Source organism: Polynucleobacter sp., assembly GCF_044342855.1.
In the GTDB taxonomy this organism is placed as follows: Bacteria; Pseudomonadota; Gammaproteobacteria; order Burkholderiales; family Burkholderiaceae; genus Polynucleobacter.
This window is the reverse complement of sequence record NZ_JBIIPA010000023.1, coordinates 14,171-33,019: the sequence shown is the minus strand read 5'-3', so window position 1 is coordinate 33,019 and position 18,849 is coordinate 14,171. Positions and strand designations below refer to the sequence as shown.

8 protein-coding genes are annotated in these 18,849 nt (G+C 48.0%); 1 reads left to right on the top strand and 7 read right to left on the bottom strand.

What is annotated here, in order from left to right; genetic code table 11:
• The 7 genes from ACIQZ3_RS08210 to ACIQZ3_RS08180 all read right to left on the bottom strand — a co-directional run.
• Positions 1–1,819 (bottom strand): Ig-like domain-containing protein (locus tag ACIQZ3_RS08210; RefSeq protein WP_397392095.1); only part of this gene is annotated, 1,819 nt, incomplete at its 3' end.
• Positions 1,820–2,477: 658 nt separating this feature from the next.
• Positions 2,478–3,764: an MFS transporter gene (locus ACIQZ3_RS08205; protein ID WP_397392093.1), complete on the bottom strand. Its 1,287-nt coding sequence runs from the start codon at positions 3,762–3,764 to the stop codon at positions 2,478–2,480.
• Positions 3,765–4,485: 721 nt separating this feature from the next.
• Positions 4,486–5,898: a hypothetical protein gene (locus tag ACIQZ3_RS08200; RefSeq protein WP_397392091.1), complete on the bottom strand. Its 1,413-nt coding sequence runs from the start codon at positions 5,896–5,898 to the stop codon at positions 4,486–4,488.
• 255 nt (positions 5,899–6,153) lie between these two features.
• A complete protein-coding gene (locus tag ACIQZ3_RS08195; protein ID WP_397392089.1) occupies positions 6,154–6,819 on the bottom strand; it encodes a hypothetical protein in 666 nt (221 codons plus the stop codon).
• A complete protein-coding gene (locus ACIQZ3_RS08190) occupies positions 6,816–7,400 on the bottom strand; it encodes a hypothetical protein (RefSeq protein WP_397392087.1) in 585 nt (194 codons plus the stop codon). The genes ACIQZ3_RS08195 and ACIQZ3_RS08190 overlap by 4 nt, the downstream gene beginning before the upstream one ends.
• A gap of 37 nt (positions 7,401–7,437) precedes the next feature.
• The gene (locus ACIQZ3_RS08185; RefSeq protein ID WP_397392085.1) at positions 7,438–9,198 is read right to left on the bottom strand and encodes a tetratricopeptide repeat protein; all 1,761 of its coding nucleotides are present in this window, start codon (positions 9,196–9,198) and stop codon (positions 7,438–7,440) included.
• 20 nt (positions 9,199–9,218) lie between these two features.
• Positions 9,219–17,945 (bottom strand): beta strand repeat-containing protein, encoded by an 8,727-nt coding sequence (locus ACIQZ3_RS08180; protein ID WP_397392083.1) that lies wholly within the window; start codon positions 17,943–17,945, stop codon positions 9,219–9,221.
• A 769-nt stretch (positions 17,946–18,714) separates the two neighbouring features.
• On the opposite strand from ACIQZ3_RS08180, the gene ACIQZ3_RS08175 reads away from it, so the two are divergent.
• A complete protein-coding gene (locus tag ACIQZ3_RS08175) occupies positions 18,715–18,849 on the top strand; it encodes a hypothetical protein (RefSeq protein ID WP_397392081.1) in 135 nt (44 codons plus the stop codon).

Sequence of the window (18,849 nt, the reverse complement as noted above, 5' to 3'; positions counted from 1 at the left end):
CGACATTAATGCCAGGAGTGGTGTTATTCGTTCCAATAGGAGTGCCGCCAACAGGGTCAGTTAAAGCGGGCGCTGTTGTTGGTGCATCTGGAGCAGTGGTATCGACAGTGATCGTGACCGGTGGGCTAGCTGGGCTAGCATTACCCGCTGGATCGACTACTTGATAACTGATGTCATGTGGTCCATCCGGCAATGGATTGGTTGGTGTCAAGATCGTGTTGCCGTTGGCATCGGTACTCGCTACGGCTTCTACTACCACACCATCAACTACTAATTGCGCGGTAGAACCATTCGGTAGAGGTCCGACATTGATGCCGGGGGTAGGATTGTTGCTGGCATCAACGCCAGCCACTGGATCGTTCACCAACGGAGCGGTAGTTGGGGCATCTGGCGCCAAAGTGTCCACCACAATGACTGCAGCCGGGCTTGCTGAGCTTGTTCCAGCGGGATCGACTACTTGATAACTGATGTTATGCGGGCCATCGCCCAAAGGGCTTGTGGGCGTTAAGATGGTGTTACCCTCAGCATCCACGCTGATCGTAGCGGCAACGATAGCGCCATCTACCAGCAATTGAGCTGTTGAACCCAGGGGCAGCTGACCCACATTGATTGCCGGAGTGTTATCGGAAGATGCGTCATTCCCAGAACCGGTTTTCGTTGCCAATGTTGGCGCTGTTGTTGGCGTCTCAGGTGGCAGAGTATCCACCACAATCGTGAACGGTGGGCTAGCTGGGCTAGTACCTGCTGGATCGGTCACTTGATAACTGATGTCATGCGAGCCATCTGGTAATGGCTTGACGGGCGTCAAGATTGTGTTGCCGTTGGCATCGGTAGTGGTGGTTGTCTCTACCACTTCACCATCCACAATTAATTGCGCGGTAGAACCATTCGGTAGAGGTCCGACATTAATGCCAGGAGTGGTGTCATTTGTTCCAATAGGAGTGCCGCCTGTAGGGCCTATAAGCTGAGGAGCGCTTGCGGGTGTTTCTGGGGGGATCGTATCCACCACAATAACAATGGGGTCACCTAACTGCGCAACGCTACCATCTGGATTCACCAGCTGAACGCTAATCTCATGCGAGCCATCTGGTAATGGGTTTACGGGCGTCAAGATCGTGTTGCCGTTGGCATCGGTAGTCATCACCGCCTCAACCACCACACCATCGATAACCAACTGAGGGGTAGAACCCTTGGGTATCAAGCCAATATTGATACTCGGAGTGGTGTCACTAGTACCAGTAGAAGTCCCGCCGGAGGGATCGGTCAATTGTGGGCCAGAGGGCTTGGGACCGGGATTAGGCTGCTCTGGGGCGATACTGGAGTCGCTCGAGGTCTTCCCTGAAAATCCATTGGTCAAGATGGCTGCACCAGCTATCATGCCGCCACCAATCAATAAGGCGGGCAGCAACCATGAATTAGCACCCGCCAAACCAATTGCTTGGCTATTTAAGGCAATTTGCGTAGCACCCCCATCGGCCAATTGCGCAATCATCTCCCCCTGCGAGGCATCGGCCGAAACATATTGGTAATACTGACCATCCTCAGCAATGCCTGCAATCGATGGGCTGGTGCCATCAAGAGCATAAAAATCATCGAGCTCCATGAGAATAGAGTTGGCGGGATCAGCGCTATTCAGTAATGAAAGTTTATTGCCCTTACGCACCACCCTGATGTTCTGGGGAGCCTTACCGGTTGCTTGATCCACAAGGATAAAGTTTTGACCAGGCTTTACCTTAATCGCTTTAGTCTTGCTGCCAGGAGAAAGAATATATTCTGCGGCGGTTTGACCGTCTTGAACAACAATAAGGGCTAATTTCATGGGGGTCTCAATAAATAGTTTTGATAGTTTTGACGAATTTACTACTTGGATGCCACCCATTTTAGGGGTCCACTTATAGACTGTGAATTAGCCTAAAAGCTAATGCCCCCTCCATTTGTATTTGAAATGCAGTTTGTGCATGCAAATTCAATTCCGTCCCGCGGGAAAAAGTGTCGATGGCGCTCCGAACATTTTGTCGGTGCAGCCTAACTTTTAACTAAGAGCAATCTAAGATGCCCCTGCCTATCGAAACCCTACAGTTGGGATAATGTCGTCTCGGCCCGCTTTAATGTTTTTCGCAAGCTGGCAACTACAGCATTTGCCCAAATAATGGATGACAGCCTCTTTACTGGGCGCACCCCAACCCTTGCCAGCTAGAGCCTTCATCAAAACAGATTTAGCCCACCTAGATCAGATCTGACATACTGAATCGCAAAGCGGCAAGTTGAGAGTGCGAAGGGCTTAAAGCGAGGATTGCATCTATGCGCCAATGAGTGCGACCTTTTCCAAATTCAAGGTTGACTCCGGGGAAAATAAAAGGATCGAACTCGGCACAGTGCTGCACCGAGTTCGATCCTCTTTTTGGCGACTCAACTAAACCGCCCCGCTCTTGTATGTCAGTCCAACTTGGGCATAGTTTTACTACTCAAAGGCACTTTCATTTCACTTTTTTAACAAAACCTAGAACTAATAATGCCCCTATAAATAAGCTAGCTGCAATGACATATAAGCCGAAGGTCGGGCTACCGGTTGCATCTTTAACGTAGCCAACCATGAATGGACTGACAAATCCCGCTAAATTTCCCAATGAATTAATAATCGCTATGCCTGCAGCAGCAGCAGCGCCACCCAAAAAGGCTGTTGGGACCGTCCAAAACAAAGGCAGCGAGGTAAGAATACCTGCGGTAGCGATCGATAAAGCAACAATACCCATTACCGCAGAATCACTGAATATGCCAGCAAAAATCAGGCCGACTCCACCTAAGATGGCTACCAATGCGGTGTGCCAACGACGCTCACCCGTACGATCGGAGCTGCGTCCAACCAAAATCATCACCAGCGCCGCAAAGCCATACGGGATAGCAGTTAATAGACCGACATTCAAAACATCTTTCACCCCCATTGATTTAATCAACTGAGGGAGCCAGAAACTCACGCCATATAAGCCCATAATGAAACAAAAGTAAATTAACGCCATTAGCCATACTTTTGGATTTGTGAAGGTGTGGGCAATTCCATGATCCACTACACCGCGATTGTCAGCCGCAATGCGATCACTTAAGGCCTTTTTTTCTTCTTGGGTTAACCATTTAGCAGCATTGATAGAGTCATCCAAGTAGAAAAATACCGCAATACCCACCAAGATCGAGGGAATGCCCTCAAGCAAGAAGAGCCATTGCCAACCAGCCCAGCCATTGGCGCCGGCAAAAGCCTGCATAATCCAACCCGATAAGGGGCCACCAATTACCCCAGAAAGGGCAATTGCAGTCATGAATAAAGCAATTACCCTACCACGACGTTCCGATGGGAACCAATAGGTTAGGTACAGAATAATGCCCGGGAAAAAGCCCGCCTCAGCAGCACCTAAAAAGAAACGTAAAATGTAGAACATTTCTGGACTAGTCACAAACATCATTGCGGAAGAGATGACTCCCCAGGTAATCATAATTCGGGCAATCCAAACCCTTGCTCCTGTTTTATGCAAAATAATATTGCTGGGAACCTCAAAAATAAAATAGCCAATAAAGAATATTCCCGCGCCGAGACCGTATACCGTCTCACTAAATTTCAAATCAGTCAGCATTTGCAATTTAGCAAACCCGACATTTACTCGATCCAAGTAGGCAACTACATAGCATAAAAATAAAAATGGTACCAAGCGCCATAAAACTTTTGCATATGCTTTGATCTCCAACGGAGATTCCGCAAGACTTTGTGTCGTCATAAACATCCCATGAATTAGTTGATTTCTAATAACTATGAATAATGTGTTTAAAAGAGTATTTACTCACTCTCTTGTACCACCACATTCTCGAAACTGCGATTTAGTAATTTGATAAATCGCATCAATGTAATTTATTACCAAATAAATTACAAAAATACTATATACGTACGAATAATTATAATCGTTTACCCACTACGAATCACATAGAGTCTTATTTTGCTGATCCCCATAGCCAATAGGAAAGGGGGTTGCAATGAAAACATCAATGACTTACTGCGACAGTGCCCGCCCAAAGGAACTAATCTATCGATCTACTCACCAGAAGATTCGGATACCGTTGCCTAGAAACCCAATACCAGACCTAGAAAATCCTGAGACTGGAGAGTACCTACTGAACTCTTTTTGCCAGAAGGAACTTTTAATACTAAAACCTACTGAGCCGATAAACTCGGCATCACTAACCCTGTTGCACCTGGGGTTTAAAACCGCCAGGTCTAAACGAGATCGCTATAGCTTTGGGGTCGATCAGTTTATTGGGGCTAGCGTCGAATACTAGCCTCTTTGATCCTTAAGAGCGAGAGAGGCATATCATTACCAATTAGCAAGCAAAAGCAATTGTCCGCCGGCTAGCAGTGCAATAAAAAACCAGGGGCAGGCCGCTTCTTGCACTGCCCCACCCCACGCTCACCAATAAAGACGCGAGGTGTTAGAGAAATCAAAACTACTTGGACATGCCTCTAATCAAGAGCTCAATATTTTTATTCAAGGCCGCTAACTCCACACGCGTCTCCTTAAATTCACTTAAAACCATATCATTAAAGTCAGCAGTATGAACTTGGCCATCAGCATCGGCACCATAACTCTCCTGGTGAACTAGAGTGCGCATTTTTTCAACAACCCCCACCGCAATACTTTTAACAGAAAGCACCATTAAGCCCAACATCAATGAGCCCAAAAGACCGTAGAGAGATGCCACAAAAGCCGTTCCCATACCCTTCATTGGCGCCTGCAAGCGCTGCACCATATCACCAAATAAAGCTGCAGCATCAGCATTTGCGTTTGCACTACCACCCAAGGATTCAAAAAGCTTACCCAGGTCCGCAAGGGTTCCGAGCAATCCAACAAAAGTGCCGATTAGCCCGATACCCACTAGGGCGCCAGCCAAATAATTCGGGAAATTTAAGCGGTCAACCAATGTGCGCTCAACCGTATCAAGCTCACCCTCCACCGCAGATTGACGCATGCTGGTTGAAATGCTTAACTCGCCGTTCATCAGACTGTACACGGGGGAGAAGGCCGTTTTATCTTTAAAGCCCTCAACGTAAGCCTTGCGCTTGCCCTTGCTTTCCAATGCACCCCAAGATAGGATGCGACCCTCTTCGATAATAAAACCCTGCAAAACAAAAGAACAGTAGAGCACCCCGCCAAACAATGCACCAAAAATGGTGTAAACCAAACTAGGGTGAGGGGTGGAAGCGATTGACTCATAAACCTCATCCCCAAATAAACCGCCACCAAGGGCAACCACCGCGACTACAGGGCCAACACAGCGAACCCAGTAAGACAAAGCCTGCATGGCTCGCTTTCTAGATTCACCACCAATAAAAATAATATCCTTCATTTTTTGTAACATAGTCCTTAAGATCCCCATTAAATAAATACAAGCCCTTAGTAACGCCTTCGGAACATCCACTGCCATAAAAATCATTAAGCGTATAAATGCCTTCAAACACCAAACCGACACGGCAATTAGGCCAACAACCAATGCGATCAACATCGTCTTGAGAGTCTTCGCCAAAGCGATCAACTGCCGACCCAAAAACAATACAAATTGATACGCCTTCTTAATTAAAAAGGGTATCAAAAATACCAAAAACTGAATAGTAGCAACTGCACCACGGTATAAACTTCGAAGAACAAAAAAGCCACCCTTGATTGCACCAACAAGCAATGCAATCAACATCGTCTTGAGAGTCTTCGCCAAAGCGATCAGCTGCCCCAGCAAAAACAACACCAACTGATATGTCTTTCTAATTAAAAAAGGAATCAGCATCAATAAAGCCGTCACAGCTTTCACGCCGAGGCGAAGTGCACCAAGAATCAGGGTCTGCGCAAACTCAAACCCTCGAATCATGATCCGCGGAATCCCTACCAGAAAAAGCCAAGAGGTCATTATTTTCAGAACTCGAAAGCCCTTTAGAAATATCTTCATAAGCCATTGGCCACAATAATTGAGGACTCGCCCAAACCCAAAGAGGAGCGCCAACACACCTTGCACATATGCAACTATAAAAGCCACAGCAAACAATCCAATACGCCTAAATACTTTCACAATTACCTTTAATTAAATCAAAAATGCGACCCGGGATATACACAACAATCCCTGCCATTACTGTTGCTTGAAAAATAAATGAACCTGACTACGGGAACCATTCTTCTGAGGGCTACCCTCATATAAATCCATCTCAATATTCTGCGGATCAACCTTGGCTCTAATGAGGCCGCCTCTAACGCCCGTCATTCTCATATACAGCTCACGGCGCTCATTGGGATCCGAGCCAGAGGTGGTGGCCCATACTTTCCAAATTCCCTGCGCACCCATATTGGAGCCGACTTCTTTAGACAGCGCTTCATTGATCTCGCCCGTGAGCGCATTTTGACTGCCAAGAAAATTCACAGTCAGTGATTTTTTACCGCCCGATACCACCCTAATCAACTCCTGCTCGGCCAAACCAGTGGCAGCTGGATCGAGCGCGGATGCCCTGCCCTGTACCCGAAATACAAACGGCGCAACAAGCCCCTTTGCCCCCAAACTCTCGACAAGCTTTGCCGCGTCCTTTGTGCCAGCGGATGCCCCCGCTTCTTGCGCGGCCAAAATTTCAGCATTCTCACTTACGCCGCCTTTGGGGTGTAATTGGGCCTGTAGGCCCATACAAAAAACACCAACCGCGAAAATGGCAACCATAAATAGCAAGTTCAAAACTACATTTATCAAGGCATCGACATAGCCTGGCCAAAAATTAAGAACCTCTAGCTCATGATGGCGTTTTTTCATTGTGTCTGGCCCTCTTGCCTTGCAGTCCAATTAATATAAACAGCATTCACCTTGGAAGCATCACCCACGCCTGGCTTCAAACTTGTCTGAATACTTGAGGCGGGTATGCCCCGCTGAATTAATAAATTTCTCACCTCAACCACGCGCAAATAAGCCAATCGCTTCGCCTCTGAATCCGCAATATCCGTAATCGCAAAAATATCCCAAAGACCACCTTTCAAGCCCCCTTGCCGTTCCTCGATCAACCTTCTCAGATCAGCAGACTCCTCACGGCTGAGGGCAACAATCTTTTCGGAAAAGATCAATTTATAGAGTGCACTGGGTTCTCCAGCTAACTTGGTTTGAGTGAGTGCTCCCTCCGCCTTTTTAGGGGCCGCCGCCTTGCTTGCCGCTGGCGCAGGCGGCTTCTCACCTTTACTCTTTTTCATTAATGCGTTTGATGACATATCTATTTCAGCGCTGACCTGCATGAGCGCAATCACCAGCACGGCCATCAGAAATAGCATGGCCTGCGCCAAACTGGCAACCGCAGCTACATAACCCTGCCAAACACTACTATCTTCACCTGAAGAACCAGACACTTCTAGACCTCACTTACTGCAGTTAAATTAAAAAATATCACTTAGTGGACCTCATTAAACCCAGTATTGCCCGCCCAAAATCCTCGGCAAATGCTGCCTGATTAAATACAGCGCTTGACTTGCGCGCATCGAGTATTGCCTGGCGATACGCAACTAATTTCTCCGGATTACTTGCCAAATCTATTGCGCGAGCCTCGTAGTCAGCCCAGCTAGTCGCAACCAAATCATCCAAAGCCATTGCCCGCATAAAATGAGCTGTAAGCCGTGACATCATCGTATTTCCAGGGCATGTGAGCATGGGTAAATTGGCAACAATAGCGTCATGGGCTGTCGCACCATTTCCGTAAGGTGCGGTATCTAAAAATAAATCAGCCAAGCCCAAACTGGCACGGTACTCTGATGGCTGAATTCTGCTGGTAAAGATCAATCGATCCGCATTGACATCAAACCCTTTTGCATAATCAATCAAGTTTTGTTTTTGTTTTTCCGTATCTGCAATTAACCACAATACTGAGCCTGGTGTTGCTACCAAAATTCGCATCCAGGATTCATAAACGGATTGGGTAATTTTGTAGGGATTGAGTAAGGCGCAAAATACAAAAGCATTTTCAGGTAGGCTTTGTGATTGACGAGTCAAATGAGCCACCTTGGGCGATTGATCGTCAATCGTTGCAAATACTCCTGATAGAAATAGCGGCTTTTCAGTAAACCCAGCATCCGCCCCCTTAAATAAATCGGGCGTTGTAATCACATAATCCACGGTTGAAATTGCCGAGCTGGCAATAAATCCCAAGTAAGCCACCTGAATTGGGGCGGGTCTTCGCAAAATAATCCCCGGGCGAGCTGATGATGTGAGGCCGGTTAGGTCAATCAAAACATCTATCTCCAACTCTTGAATCTTGTTGGCTGCATGCTCATCTGAAAGCGCCCTTAAATCAATATGATGATCTAAGGCTTGCAACAATCTTGGGCGCATATAGTCGCCCTCAAAATTAATTGTGGTGATATCAAACCCATACACCTCAAAATGATCTCGATTGAGCTTTTCTAAAAGCTGTACATAAAATATGCTGGTTGCATGCAAGCGAAAATCCGAAGAAACAAATCCCAGCCTGATTTTTTTGTGCCCAGCATATCGATGGGTTTTCTTGAGCAAAGGCTTGAAATTGCCCTCGTATTGCTTGAGCTTGATAAAGCGCTTGGCAGACTCTAAATTGCTAATGGGGTCATCCACCAAAGCCAAGGATGCAAGAGGTCCAATGATTTCTTTTTGCGCCTCAATAGAAACAGGCAATTCTTTGGTGAAAATCGGCCACTGACATAACTTTTGCCGAACATTGAGCAAGGTAGAGAGGACTTCTGGCTGGCCAGGCTTGATATAAAGACTCTGCAACAATACGCTCTCCGTTTGTTCATGACTAAAACGACCATCAGAAACTCGGGCTATATTATTTAAAAACCCAACACGGATATCTTCACTGCGCAAACCGCCTTGCCATGTTGATATCGCCTCGTCTATCTTGCCTTGTGCCTCCAAGGCACTACCAAGACCCATCAGCGCCTCCGGAAAATCAGGCTTTTGCTCCAATACCGCCTTGAATGCATTTTCAGCCTGATAAAGGGATCCGCTCAAAAGCAAGGTGCGCCCATATTCAAACCAAATTGCAAAGGAAACGGGCAAATTGGGATTTTTTCTTAGCCACAGGCGATAAGCATCGAGCGCCTCATTAATTTGACCGGCATGCTCCAAGCTACGAACTTTCGCGCTAAATTCCTCAAAACCCAATTCATCTATCATGATCGCCTATTGGTTGTGCATTAAAAATGTAAAACAGCATACTGCTCAGCCGTCATGGCAGCCAACTGTTCTGTAGTCCAGCCCGCATTCTGCGTTGCATCAAGTACATTGAGTTGTGTAGTGGAAAGAAAGGCAATATCAACAGTCTCAATACCTGAAATAGCCCCTGCAACTAAATAGTCCATCGCTACGGTTGAAAGGCTTGCGATCTGCTGACCACTAAACACACGTAACTCGCTCGCAGTAAAGCCAGCGGCATTATCGTCAAAGTAAGTGATTTGATCATTGGTCAGGAAGGTAATGCTATTTAGATCTAGAGAGCTGACGGCAAGACTTGTAAAGTCAGCAACCAGACCACCCAAAGCTTTCAATTGATTGCCCGTTAAACCAACAGCATTATCATCGAGCGACATGACCTCGACAATCGTGAAATTTGCAATCACAGTGTCCTGAATAGAGCCCAAAGCTTGCGCAGTTAAATGACTCACCTCAGTATCTAAGGCCTGAATTTGAGCGACAGTAAAGCCACTTGTGTTGGTATTGAGGGCGGCAATTTGTACAGAGCTTAATGCATCAACCGCATCAAATGTAAATCCACCCAAAGCGGATGCAGTAAGGAAAGCAACCCCATCGCCAAATGCAAGGGCTTGATGATCGCTCAAAGATCCTGTCGCCTCTACTCGCAGAGTGCTCACCTGAAAATCTGACAAAGCAGAAATATCAGCATCAGGCAGACTGCCCAAAGCAATGCCAGTCAGATCGCCCACTTTTGCCCCTAAGGCTCCAATCTGTGCAACCGTGAAGCCAGCAGCATTTGCCCCCATCGCAGCCGCTTGGCTAACACTAAATGCGGATACAGACTGGGATGACAACGCGCTGACAGCTAGCGAGCTCAAGTAAGCAACCTTTACATCCAATGCACTCATCTGTGCCGCTGTAAATCCAGCCGCATTATTACCTAATACAGCAACCTGTTGATTGCTAAAGGCGCTAACGTCGGGTCCTGGTAGCACGCCAATCGCAATTGAACTCAAGTACTGCACATTGAGATCTAAGATCGCAATCTGACTTTCAGTAAGGCCGGCAGCATTGGCGTTAAAGCCTGGAATCTGTGTTGCCGACAAGGCGGCAATATTGCCCCCCAGGAGGGTGACCTGTGCCGCACTGAGCGCAGCAATATCATTAGCCGGTAATGATCCAAGCGCCACAGAATTGAGATAGGCCACTTTATTACCAAGAGCAGCCATATGGCTCGGCGTTAAACCGGCCGCATTTGATCCTAGCGCAGCAACTTGATCCGCCGTGAATGCCGCAATATCGGCCGGAGGCAAAGCATTAATCGCCACAGAGCTCAGATAAGTAATATTCGTGCCTAGGGCGCTAATTTGCGGCTCTAGCAAGCCAGCAGCATTGGCACCCAAAGAACTTAACTGCGTAGCAGTTAAGAAAGTGATGTTGAGGCCTAAGGCAGTAATCTGCCCACTACTGAGCGCAACAATATCCTCATTTGGCAGAGCCAAAATTGCAGCCGAGGTTAAATAGGCAATGTTATTACCCAAGGCGCCAATCTGCGCAACAGTCAAGCCGGCGGCGTTACCACCTAAAGCACCAACCTGCTCTGGTGTTAGGCTAGCGATACCTGGGGTAGATAAAACCCCAATCGCAGCAGAGGTCAAGTACGCAACCTTAATATCAAGTGCAGTGATTTGCGCAACCGTTAAACCGGATGCATTGAGATCTAGTGCGCCCAATTGCATAGCACTTAATGCGCTTACTTTAGTGCCGAGCGCAGTCACTTGAGCACCGCTCAATATGGCAACACCCTCTAATGGCAAGACTGCAAGAGCCTGCGTACTCAAGAATTCAACTTTAGCGCCAAGCGCAGCAACTTGCGCAGCTAATAATCCGGCAGCGTTCAGATCTAAAGCCGCAACTTGAGCATTAGTCAAAGCGGCAATGCTCTCATTTGGTACCGCCCCAAGGGCAAGCGAACTTAAATAAGCTACGCCCGTACCCAGTGCAAGCACATTACTCACATTCAAGCCGGCAGCATTGCTACCCAAGGCGGCTATCTGATCACTGGTGAAGGCAGCAATATCTTGACTAGGTAGCGAGTTAATGGCAAGCGAACTTAGTACGCCAATCTTGGTAGCAAGAATACCAATTTGGGCTACCGATAAACCGGCAGCATTGCTACCCAAGGCACTTAATTGTGCGTTGCTTAATGCGTCAATATTAGTAGCAATACTGGCAATGCCTGCAGAGGTTAAGCTAGGAATAATTCCAGACGCTATATTGGCAATACCAGCAGCACTAAAGTAGGATAACTTGGTATCCAGCAGAGCAACCTGAACATCGCTTAATCCAGCCGTATTGGTGGTGAGGGCATTTAATGCTGCGGAGGAAAGGTAGTTAATATTTGTAGTCAACCCACCAATCGTCGCCGATTGAAAGCCAACCACAGCGGTACCCAAAGCACCCAACTGCACTGCTGAGAAATTATTTGCGCCGCCAGCTGGCATACCAGACAATGCCAGTGAACTCAAATATGCAACATTAGTGCCAAGCGTCTGCAAGCCATCCTTTCCAGCAGCATCACCAAATCCCACTCCGGCCAGACTGCCTAATGCCGCTATTTGAACAGTGGACATGGCTTGAGCAGCTTGGGTCGACAAATTTTTAAAAAAGTTAGAACGGCCTATCGCCCCCAAAAAGGATGGCTGCAACGCATTCATTTGCTCAGCCGAGAAGGCCTGGGTAGCGGTAAAATCCCCAGCGTTATTGCGGCTGGTTAAGCCGGCCAGAATACTTGGCCGCAAAGACGCTACCGACAGGCTACCCAAAACTTCCAGTCCGTATCCATTGGCCGTAATTTGATACAGGTTTAATCCTGCTGCTGCAGTCCCAAAATTTACCATCTGGCCAATAGTAAATCCCTGTCCAGCGCCAAAGGAAATATTCTTCATGGCATCAATCACCTCGGTTGCCAAATATTGAATATAGTCCGCTCGAATTGACTCCGATGCACCTCGAGTTATCCCGGCCACTACTGCGGAACTTAATTGACTCAAGGCGCCTGTCGTAAGATATTGCACACCCGAGCTTAGCGCCTGCATTTGCGCTGAGCCCATGGTCTTTATCGCCAATGAATCCAATGCCCGAATTTGAGCAGAACTAAGCACGGCAAAATCCGCCGATGCAAATACGGCAATTTGGGCTGAGTCGAGCGATGCAATTGCTGCAGTCGAAAGGGATTGAGCAGCTAAGGTCTGTAAATAGCTGACGGATGTCCCTAGCGCATCAATATCAACCGCTGTTATACCCGCAGCATTGGTTCCGAGCACTGCCAACTGAGCATTGGAAAACTTGGTAATACTTGCAGTTGATAAGACGCTTACCGCTAAAGAGCTAAGTGCGCCAACGTTAAGGCCTAGGGCCGCAATTTGCGTTTCACCAAGGCCAGCAGCATTTTGATTCAGGGCTGCAACCTGGTCTGAACCTAAGTAAGCGACATTAATATTAAGCGCCTCCACCTGAAGACTAGTGAGAGCGGCAATATCACTAATTGGCAAGACTGAAACTGCTAAAGTACCCAGATAGGATACATTGGTTCCCATAGTACTGATCTGCAAGGTGGTTAAACCAGCCGCATTACTGCCAAGCGCATTTAATTGTTGCTGCGTCATGATGGCGATATCAGGGGTTGGCAAAGAGGCTATTCCAGCGGAGCTTAAATACTGCACCTTAGTGCCCAAAGCAACAAATTGAGCGGTGCTTAATGCCGCTAAGTTACTTTCCAAAACACCCAGCTGCGGAATACTTAAAGCGGCAATATCCTGCGTTGGAAGCACGCTGATAGCAATAGAGCCTAGATAAGCAATATTGGTTCCCAGTACAGCAATTTGCTCAGGAGTAAATCCGCTCGCACTGTAGTCAAGAGCAGCTAACTGCGTCGCCGTCATTGCTCGAACAGTAGAGCCCAGAGCGGCAATCTGTGTTGATGTCAGCACCTGAATATCAGGCACAGGCAATACAGCAACTGCCGAGGCGTCTAAAAAGGATACCTTAGTGCCGAGCAAAGTAATGTGATCTGTTGTCAGTCCGGCTGCGTTATCACTTAGGGCGGCTAACTGCGCTGATGTCAGCGCGGCAACTCCCTTGGTACTTAAAGCGTTGATTGCCAACGAAGTGAGGTAGGCAACACCCGTGCCTAAGGCACCAATTTGCGCGGCCGTAAAACCGGCTGCATTGCTAGCTAAGGCGGCAATTTGAGTGGCGGATAAGGCCGCTACATCTTCCAGTGGAAGGACGCCAAGAGCAGTGGAGCTCAACGATGCCGTTTGGGTACCCAAGGCGGCAATTTGCGCCACCGTAAAACCAGATGCATTGGTACCCAAAACAGAGATTTGGGCGGCACTCATGGCCCTGACATCCTGGGTAGAGAGGACATTAATTGCACCGGATGTAAGGTAACTCACCTTTGTACCCAGTGCAATAACTTGAGCTGGTGATAAGCCAGCAGCGTTAGCATCAAAAGAGTTAATTTGCGAGCTAGTTAAGGCTGCCATTACTTCGACCGGCAACGAATTGATAGCAAGGGAGCTTAAATAAATAATATTGTCAGCTAGGGCGCCAATCTGTGCCACCGTAAAACCTGCCGCATTCGTGCCCATTGCCGCTAACTGACTTGCCGTGAATGCCGCTATATGATCGGCTGGCAACACGCCAATTGCTGTGGCACTCAAAAACTTCACCTTGGTAGCTAGCGCAGTGATTTGGCTCACTGTTAAACCCTCAGCATTTGCGTCCAAGGCGCTTACCTGCGCATTAGTTAGTACGGCGATATCTTGAGTTGGAAGATTGCCCAGCGCCAGAGTTGATAAGTAGGCAACATTAGTCCCCAAAGCCAGCGTTTGAGCCTGAGTCATTCCCATAACATTGGTGTTTAATGCCCTCACTTGATCAACGGTCAAACCGGCAATGCCATCCGAACTTATAACGCTAACGGCCAATGAGTTAAGGTAGGCCACATTAGCCCCTACCGTGCTAATTTGATTGGCCGTTAGGCCGGCCGCATTAGTTCCCAGGGCAGCCAGCTGAGCGGCTGTAAACGCGCCAACGTCGCGATTGGGTAAATTAGCAATGGCTAAGGCAGTGAAAGCGCCCACTTTGGTTCCTAGGGCTCCGATTTGAGCAACTGTTAAACCAACGACATTGGTCTCAAATGCGGCAACCTGCTGAGTAGTCAACACTCGAATGCCCTCAGTCAGCAAAGAACCCAATCCTAAGGAGCTCAAGTAATACGTGTTGGTACCCAGTGCAGAAACCTGATCCGCAGTCATGCCGACAAGATTGGTGCCCAATACCGCCACCTGGGACTCGCTCAGGGCGGCAATATTGCCAGCAGGCAAGGCAGCAATACCTGCGGATCCCAAATAGCGCACGTTTAAACCTAGCGCAGTAATTTGAGCAACAGTCAAGCCAGCCGCACCATCACCCAACACGGCAATTTGCTCCGGCGAAAGCGCGACGATATTCGCACCCAAGACAGTAATCTGCGCGGCGGATAAAGCGGATATATCAGCTAGTGGAAGAGCTGCCAGCGCTACAGCAGTCAAATGGACAACCTTAGCGCCCAAAACGGCAATATCAGCAACCTCCAAACCGGCTGCATTGGTACCCAAGGCGCCCAACTGAGCAGGAGTTAGGGCAGCAGTATCTTGCGTAGGTAATGCAGATATTGCTAAAGAGCTCAGAAAGGCAACATTACCCTCTAAAGCAGCCACACCAGCAACAGTTAAACCGGCAGCATTGGAACCCAACACCGCCACCTGATCAGCAGTAAGCGCTCCAATATCCACAGACGGCAAAGAGGCAATCGCCAATGAACTTAAAAAAGCAACATTAGTACCCAAAGCTTGTATTTGCGCAACCTTAAAGGCTGCCACGTTCGTACCCAAAGTGGCTAACTGACTAGAAGTCAGCACCTCAATATCACGCGTAGGTAAGACAGCAATAGCGGTTGAAGTCAAAAAACGAATGTCATCACCTAGAAGAGAAATCTGGGTGGGCGTTACACCTGCCGCATTTGCCCCTAAGCCGCCCACTTGAGCGTCTGTCAGCCCAGCAATGTTTGTGCCTAGGGCAGCCACCTGTGAGGAGGTTAAAGCGGTGACAGTGGTCACAGGGAGTGCACCAACAGCCACGGAGCTTAGAAAGGCAACATTGGTACCTAATGCGGCAATTTGCACCGCCGTCAAGCCTGCCGCGTTTTGGTCTAATGCGGCAATTTGGGTGGCGCTCAATACCTTAATATCTTGCGTGGATAAAACAGTGATTGCGGAAGAGCCTAAATAAGCCACGCCCGTACCTAAGGCTGCAACCTGAGACACTGTTAAGCCAGCAGCATTACTTCCTAAGACCGATAACTGAGCCTGACTCAAAATGGCAACATCCTGAGTACTTAAGCTCGCAATGGCGGCAGAAGTTAAGGCGGCAATATTAGTGCCAAGCAGAATGGTTTGAGCAACACTTAAACCAGATGCATTGCTGGCTAAAACTGCAAGTTGCGCGTTTGATAAGACGGCAATATTAGTATCCAAGGCGCCAATCTGAAAGGCATTGAGCACTTTAATATCCTGCGTTGGTAAAGCGGCAACAGCAACCGAGCTCAAATTGGCAACAGCAGCCCCCATTGCAATCATTTGCGCAGGCGTCAAACCAGCGGCATTACCATTTAAGAAGTTCACCTGCGCTGCACTTAGGGCTGTGATATCTTGCGTTGGCAAGGCGCCCAGAGCAACTGAGCTCAATGCCCCAACATTCGTTCCTAGGGCCCCTATCTGCGCTACAGTCAAGCCACTAGCATTTGCGGCCAACGCAGCAACCTGAGCAGCCGAAAGAGCCGCAACAGTATTACCCAAAGCACCTAGTTGACTAGCGCTTAAGGCCTTGATATCCGCCGCTGGGAGCGCGCCAACCGCCACAGAACTTAAATAAGTCACATTTGTACCCAGCGCCCCAATTTGCGCCACAGTCAGAGTGGAGACGTTAGTACCCAAGGTAGCTATTTGCGCAGAGCTTAGTGCGACGATATCCTGAGTAGGTAAGGCAGCAATAGCTGGGGCACTAAGATAAGCAACCGATGTGCCCAGCGCTGAAATTTGAGCGACACTGAGGCCCGACGCATTTGCGCCTAAGGCAGCCAGCTGATTTGCATTTAAAGCTGCAACGTTTACCCCCAAAGCGTCGACTTGCGCTTTAGTTAAGGCGGCAATGTCTTGCGCAGGCAATGCGCTGAGCGCTACTGTCGTTAGGACACTAATCTTGGTACCTAAGGCCAGTACCTGACTAACTGTCATACCTGCGACATTGGTATTCAAGGCTCCGAGCTGGGACACGCTCAAGGCAGCAATATCTTGAGTGGGCAGAGCAGCAATTGCAACCGAGGAAAAATAAGCAACCTGTCCTCCTAGCAAAGCAACCTGACTGGTACTTAATCCTGCGGCATTAGCACCCAATGCCGTAGCCTGGGCGCTGGTGAGTGCAGCAATGCCCGTACCTAGGGCGCCAATTTGCGCAATACTGAGTACAGCAAAATCTGCCGGAGGCAACACCTCAATCGCAGCGGTCGATAAATAGGCAACATTTAAGCCCAGAGCACTCATTTGAGCAGGCGTTAAGCCAGCAGCAGAGTTATCTAATGTTGCAATCTGATCCGATGTTAGAGCCTTGATGCTCTGAAGGGATAAAGAGCCCACCGCTACTGAGGTCAAGTAGTCAATTGCGGTACCCATTACATTAATATCCGCAATAGTCAAGCCCAGGGCATTAGTGCCCAAAGCCGCAAATTGTCCTGGCGTAAATGCCACAATATCAGCCGTCGGCAATGCCGCAATACCAGCAGAACTTAAAGCGCCAACCCCCGAGCCAAGCGCGCTAATTTGCGCAACCGTGAAACCCACCGCATTGGCACCCAAGGCGGCCAGTTGAGTATCCGTCAAAGCAGCTACGGTATCACCCAAAGAGGCAATTTGCGCGGAGCTCAAAGCCTTCACATCGGCGGTTGGCAGAGAGGACACTGCCAGGGCCGATAAAAAACCTACATTAGTACCAAGGGAACTGATTTGAGCTACAGTAAAGCCAGAGGCGTTTGCATTAAATTGCCCCAACTGTGTACTAGTCAAAGCGGCTAAAAACTCTAAAGAAAGTTTGGAAACCTCTTCCGGCGTTAACTTAGCAATATCCGTATCATTTGGATTTGGAGGCGTTGGATTGGTCGAGCCTGAGCCAGAGCCAGAGCCTGAGCCCGAACCTGAGTCCGAACTAGAGCTAGATCCCTTTGATCCACCTGCGGCAATGCCTACAATACCCAACGCACCCAAAGCACCCCATAACGGGCTGATGCCACTAAAGAAACCTGTTTCAGCACTTGCACTTGCGGACGCTTCGACAGCACCACCGGCCTCGCCAGCGCTCTCGGCACCTATTCCAGCCGAAGAACCTGCATCACCCAGTGCGCCAACCGGGACTTCGCCAGCATCTTTAAACAGGGTGGCCGCCGAAACGTCACCATCCTCAAAAGCAAACTGCAAATCCTTGTCCATCATGGATTGCAGTGCCCCATCGCGCACTACAATTTTCTTGCCCGCCTTGGTGGTGATAATTAAATCGGTATCAGCAACTTTTACGCTCTTGATATCACTACGCTTAAAAGAGAACCGTATTACTTTTTGTACGTCAGCCATATATCAACCCCAAGAAGACATTAATAAGTGGTACACCACTTATTAGATTTAAAAATGAAATTTATCAATACGCCAGATTGCGGGTACACCATCGCATTGTGGCAAAAAATTAGGTAAAAACCCTAATATCAATAATGTCCGTCATTTTTACCGACTATACATAAAAATTGTACCCCTAATATAGGCAGTTACTACTAAAAACAAGTGCTAATTTTAAAAAATTCACTGTAACCACTTCCCAAAACTATGATTTAGTTGAGTTTTATTTTTTTAGCTTAAATTATAAAAACCCTATCTATGGCATATTCCGAAAAAATTTCGGCGGATGAGCTCTCATGATGCAAGGCTATTCAGCAGGGGCGGGACAGCTGTCACGTCAGCCCCGCATCACCCTCAACCCCCTGAGTTATTTACTTAAACCGCTGTTTTGATGTCATCCAATTTGAAGATTTATCACCAGCACCATCAACACCCTTGCTGATATTGATTGGTAATTGATGAAGTCGAAAAAACATATTCCGCAAAGACAAAAGCTGCTTGTCCGGCCTGCGCTTCATACGGTACCGCGTGGCTGATTTAAAAAATGAATTGTTAAGGGCAGGCCACTGATATGTTGGTCAATGGCTTTCGGTTTTCATTTGAGCTAACTGAAAAGCGCCGAAATTACTACCCATTTAAGGTATATGCCTACGCACCTTAGGTCGGGAGAATGGTGTAAATATTTAAAGTGGCTTCGTAAAACCCATTTACAACAGGATGAATGATTGATATGTCACACCCAATTGCTACTGAAGCCGATCTGCTATCTACCTCATCAGATATTTCATCTGCCGTTCTAGCCGAACCTCGAAGCAATGACTCCATTAAAAAGCAAAGTCAGATCACTTATCAAGCGACGCCCTAA

Coding starts and splice junctions, on each gene's coding strand:
- ACIQZ3_RS08205 (WP_397392093.1), bottom strand. CDS start 3,764: ATGACGACACAAAGTCTTGCGGAATCTCCGTTGGAGATCAAAGCATAT.
- ACIQZ3_RS08200 (WP_397392091.1), bottom strand. CDS start 5,898: ATGATTCGAGGGTTTGAGTTTGCGCAGACCCTGATTCTTGGTGCACTT.
- ACIQZ3_RS08195 (WP_397392089.1), bottom strand. CDS start 6,819: ATGAAAAAACGCCATCATGAGCTAGAGGTTCTTAATTTTTGGCCAGGC.
- ACIQZ3_RS08185 (WP_397392085.1), bottom strand. CDS start 9,198: ATGATAGATGAATTGGGTTTTGAGGAATTTAGCGCGAAAGTTCGTAGC.
- ACIQZ3_RS08180 (WP_397392083.1), bottom strand. CDS start 17,945: ATGGCTGACGTACAAAAAGTAATACGGTTCTCTTTTAAGCGTAGTGAT.
- ACIQZ3_RS08175 (WP_397392081.1), top strand. CDS start 18,715: ATGTCACACCCAATTGCTACTGAAGCCGATCTGCTATCTACCTCATCA.